Source organism: uncultured Halorubrum sp. (assembly GCF_937146585.1).
Taxonomy (GTDB): Archaea; Halobacteriota; Halobacteria; order Halobacteriales; family Haloferacaceae; genus Halorubrum; species Halorubrum miltondacostae.
This window is the reverse complement of sequence record NZ_CAKZRO010000134.1, coordinates 1-3,475: the sequence shown is the minus strand read 5'-3', so window position 1 is coordinate 3,475 and position 3,475 is coordinate 1. Positions and strand designations below refer to the sequence as shown.

4 protein-coding genes and 1 pseudogene are annotated in these 3,475 nt (G+C 66.6%); all 5 read right to left on the bottom strand.

Annotated elements, in window-relative coordinates:
* Positions 1–105 precede the first annotated feature (105 nt).
* Positions 106–378 carry a hypothetical protein gene (locus Q0116_RS10645; protein ID WP_297887876.1) on the bottom strand — a complete coding sequence of 91 codons (273 nt, stop codon included), beginning with the start codon at positions 376–378 and terminating at the stop codon, positions 106–108.
* 86 nt (positions 379–464) lie between these two features.
* Positions 465–926: a universal stress protein gene (locus Q0116_RS10640; RefSeq protein WP_297887873.1), complete on the bottom strand. Its 462-nt coding sequence runs from the start codon at positions 924–926 to the stop codon at positions 465–467.
* A 2-nt stretch (positions 927–928) separates the two neighbouring features.
* Positions 929–2,611: a cation acetate symporter gene (locus Q0116_RS10635; RefSeq protein ID WP_297887871.1), complete on the bottom strand. Its 1,683-nt coding sequence runs from the start codon at positions 2,609–2,611 to the stop codon at positions 929–931.
* On the bottom strand, positions 2,608–3,087 hold the full coding sequence (locus Q0116_RS10630) for a DUF4212 domain-containing protein (protein ID WP_297887868.1): 480 nt from the start codon (positions 3,085–3,087) through the stop codon (positions 2,608–2,610). Before Q0116_RS10630 ends, Q0116_RS10635 begins: the two co-directional genes overlap by 4 nt.
* 113 nt (positions 3,088–3,200) lie before the next feature.
* Positions 3,201–3,475 (bottom strand): annotated as a pseudogene (locus tag Q0116_RS10625) (acetyl-coenzyme A synthetase); the annotation flags it as partial.

The following is a 3,475-nucleotide window of genomic DNA, read 5'->3' as shown; positions in this document are numbered from 1 at the left end:
GGGAGAGCGGCTGCTCGACGTGTCCGACATCCGCGATCTCGCCGGATGAGGGCGGCGAGCGGGACGTCTGAAATAGACCGGGCCGTGCGCAGCGTCGAACCGGACTCAGCGCTGACTCTGCTCTTTGGCTATCTCCAGCGAGATGAAGAAGCCGAAGTACGCCGGAATGCCGGCGAGCATGAACATGTACAGCACCCACCGCGGCGCCGTCGGGAACCCGAAGTCGTACAGCAGCGACGCGAGCCCCACCCACGCGACCGCGAAGAGCAGGTCCTGTACCATCCCGGTGCCGTTCTCGCTGAGCACGTCGCGGGCGCGGTCGGCGACGCTCGGACTCGGTTCGTCGTCGGGCGTCTTCGCGGTGTCGGAGTCGGGCATGGGGTGAGTGCGTGGGGCGGATACGTCGGTGTTGCGGAAGTGTGAAACGTCGATCTCGAAGGGAGAGAGGGGTCCGGCCGGGGTGCTCAGTCCTCGTCGAGGTAGTCGACGACGAGGACGGGGACGTGCGTCGAGCGCAGGGTGCGCTCCGTGACGCTCCCGAGGAGCGCACGACGGACGCCGGTCCGGCCGTGGCTCCCCATCACGATCAGGTCGATACCCTCGTCGTCGGCGTAGTCGGCAATGACGTCGTGGGGCGTTCCGGCGCGGATCTCCTCGCGGACCTCGACGTCGTGCTCCGCGGCCGCGTCGGCGACGACGCCGGTGGCGGCCTCGGCGCGCTCTTTGAGTTCGGTCATCTCGCCGAACTTCCCCTGTCTGATGCGGTCGACCTGCTCGGTTCCCAGGCCGAAGTTCACGGCGTCGATGTCGACGACGTAGAGCGCGTGCAGGCGAGCGCCGTATCTCTGTGCGTGGTCGACCGCGTGGTCGACGGCCGCCTTGGCCGTCTCGCTACCGTCCGTCGGAATGAGGATGTCGCTATACATTGTCAGTCGTCGGCGGGGGCGTCACCGCCGCTGTCGGAGACGATGTTTTCGGCGGACTGTTGCTGGCCCATCGGTTCGGGGCTGTGACACTGGCGCACCATCCGCTTGGTCTCCAGCGGCGGTTCCGGCGTCGCCATCGAGACGCCGATGGTGACGAGGAACACGAGCGGCGTCCCGACCAGGGCAGCGCCGATCGGGGGGACGTACTGTGCGTATATGGGCACGAGCGCCTGTCCGGAGCCGCCGGCGACGTCGGCGAGGAAGCCCACGTAGGCCGGCAGGACGCTGTTGATGATCGAGGTGAACCACAGCAGCAGGCCGACGGTCATCCCCGCCAGCGCCCCCTGCCGGTTGGTGTTCTCCCACCACAACCCGAGGAAGAACATCGGGAACAACACGACGCCCGCGAGCGAGAACGCGTAGGCGACGAGCTCGCCGATGAGCGCCGGCGGGTTGAACGCCGTCACCGTGACGAGCGCGCCGATCCCGACGATGGTCGCCCGGCCGATGAGCACTTGCTGACGTTGGGTCGCGTCGGGGTTGATGAGCTCGGCGTAGATGTCGTGGGCGACGGCGGAGGAGGCGGTGATGAACAGCCCCGCCGTCGTCGCGATCGCGGCCGCCATCGCACCGGCGGCGACCAGCCCGACGAACCAGGTCGGCAGCTCGGCGAACTGCGCGGCCAGCACGACGATGACGTCGCCCTCCGCGCCCGACATCGCCTGCTCGCCGCTGAACACCGCGTCGGACGAGATGCCGTTCACGGCGGCGAACAGGTCGACGCCGAAGGCCGCCATCGCCGGCGCGGCCCAGTACAACAGTAGAATGAAGAACAGCCCCCACACGGTGGACCAGCGGGCGGTCCGTTCGCTCTCGACCGTGTAGAACCTGACCAGCACGTGCGGGAGGCCGCACGTGCCGACGATGAGCGAGAACGCCGTCGCGACCCACAGGTAGTAGCTGTTCCCGCCGATGAACGGTTCGCTGAACTGACGGCCGAGCTCGCTGAACAGGGCGCCGTACTCGATCTGCGGGAGCACGGTCGAGTACCCCTGCGAGAAGCCGACGACGTAGACGCCGGCGAGGAACGCGACGATGAGGATGACGTACTGAACGGCCATGTTCTTCGTCGCGCCGAGCATCCCCGAGAGCGCGAGGTAGCCGACGGTGATGGTCATCATCACGACGATCATCGGGATGATGTCGAGTCCGAACACGTACTGACCGACCAGCCCCATCCCGCGGGCTTGGCCCACGGAGTAGACGTACGCGATGAGCAGCGTGGTGAACGCGGCCAGTGCGCGTGCCATCGGGGAGTTGAACCGGTCCGCGACGAAGTCCGGAGCGGTGTACTTCCCGAACCGGCGCATCTGCGCCGCGAGGAAGATGAGCAGGACGAAGTAGCCGGTCGTCCAGCCGACGATGAACGCGAGCCCGTAGAAGCCGGCGAGCGCGACCAACCCCGCGAGACCGAGATACGAGGCGGCCGACATCCAGTTGGCGCCGATGGCCATCCCGTTCTCGATGTTGCCGATCCCCCGGCCGGCGACCCACATGCCCTCGGTATCTGCCACCTTGAAGACGAAGCCGATGATCAGGAACGAGGCCATCATCAGGAAGACGATGATCGCCGGGAGGAGCTTGAACGAGATGTCGAGCGCCTCGGCTTGGATCGGGACCGTCATTCCTGCTTCCCTCCGTCAGCGGCGGTCTCGGAGCCGGCGGGTTCGGGTTCGGCTGGCTCGGCGTCGGTGTCGTGGTCGATGCCGTACTTCTCGTCCAACTTGTCGCGTTGGCGGGCGTAGACGGCCGCCAGGATCAACGCACCCGTCGGCGCGCCGAAGGCGACCAGGAAGTAATGCCAGGGGAACCCCAGCACCGGCATCGTCGTCGTCATCACGCCCGGCGCGAGCACCGTCATCGTCACCGGGCCGAAGACGACGAGCGCCCAAACGATGAACCCGGTCCAGACGATACGGAGGTGATCCCGCATGTACGCGGTGCTCGGTTTGAGCAGGTTCACCTCTTCACTGAGGTAATCGGTGTTGTCGTGCTTCTGTGCCGCGGTCGTAGCGACGCCGCCGTCGGTGGCCGCGTCGTCGGTTGCGCGGCCACCGTCAGTGACCGCGTCGTCCGAACTTCGTGAGTTATTGTGTGACATGTGCTGTGGTATGTAGTGTCGTGGTGTGTTTGTCTGGCTTTATCGTGATATTCATTCGCGGTGTCGCCGTGTCGACGCTCGTCAGTCGTTCGGAAAACGGAGTCGCCGCTCGGCTACTCGCCGCCGGCTTTCTGCTGGATCTGCTCGACGATCTCCGGATTTCGGAGGGTGCTCGTGTTCCCGAGCTCCTTCCCGTCCGCGATGTTCTCCAACAGCCGACGCATGATCTTCCCGGACCGCGTCTTCGGCAGGTCGGGCGTGAACACGACCTGCTCCGGCCGGGCGATCGGGCCGATGGCGTCCTCGACGCCCGCGATGATCGCGTCGCGGAGGTCGTCGTCGCCCTCGTAGCCGTCCTCGGTCGTCACGTAGGCGTACACCGCCTCGC

Excerpts from the sequence above, each read along its gene's own strand:
- Q0116_RS10630 (WP_297887868.1), bottom strand. The coding sequence starts at position 3,087 with ATGTCACACAATAACTCACGAAGTTCGGACGACGCGGTCACTGACGGT.
- Q0116_RS10645 (WP_297887876.1), bottom strand. The coding sequence starts at position 378 with ATGCCCGACTCCGACACCGCGAAGACGCCCGACGACGAACCGAGTCCG.
- Q0116_RS10635 (WP_297887871.1), bottom strand. The coding sequence starts at position 2,611 with ATGACGGTCCCGATCCAAGCCGAGGCGCTCGACATCTCGTTCAAGCTC.
- Q0116_RS10640 (WP_297887873.1), bottom strand. The coding sequence starts at position 926 with ATGTATAGCGACATCCTCATTCCGACGGACGGTAGCGAGACGGCCAAG.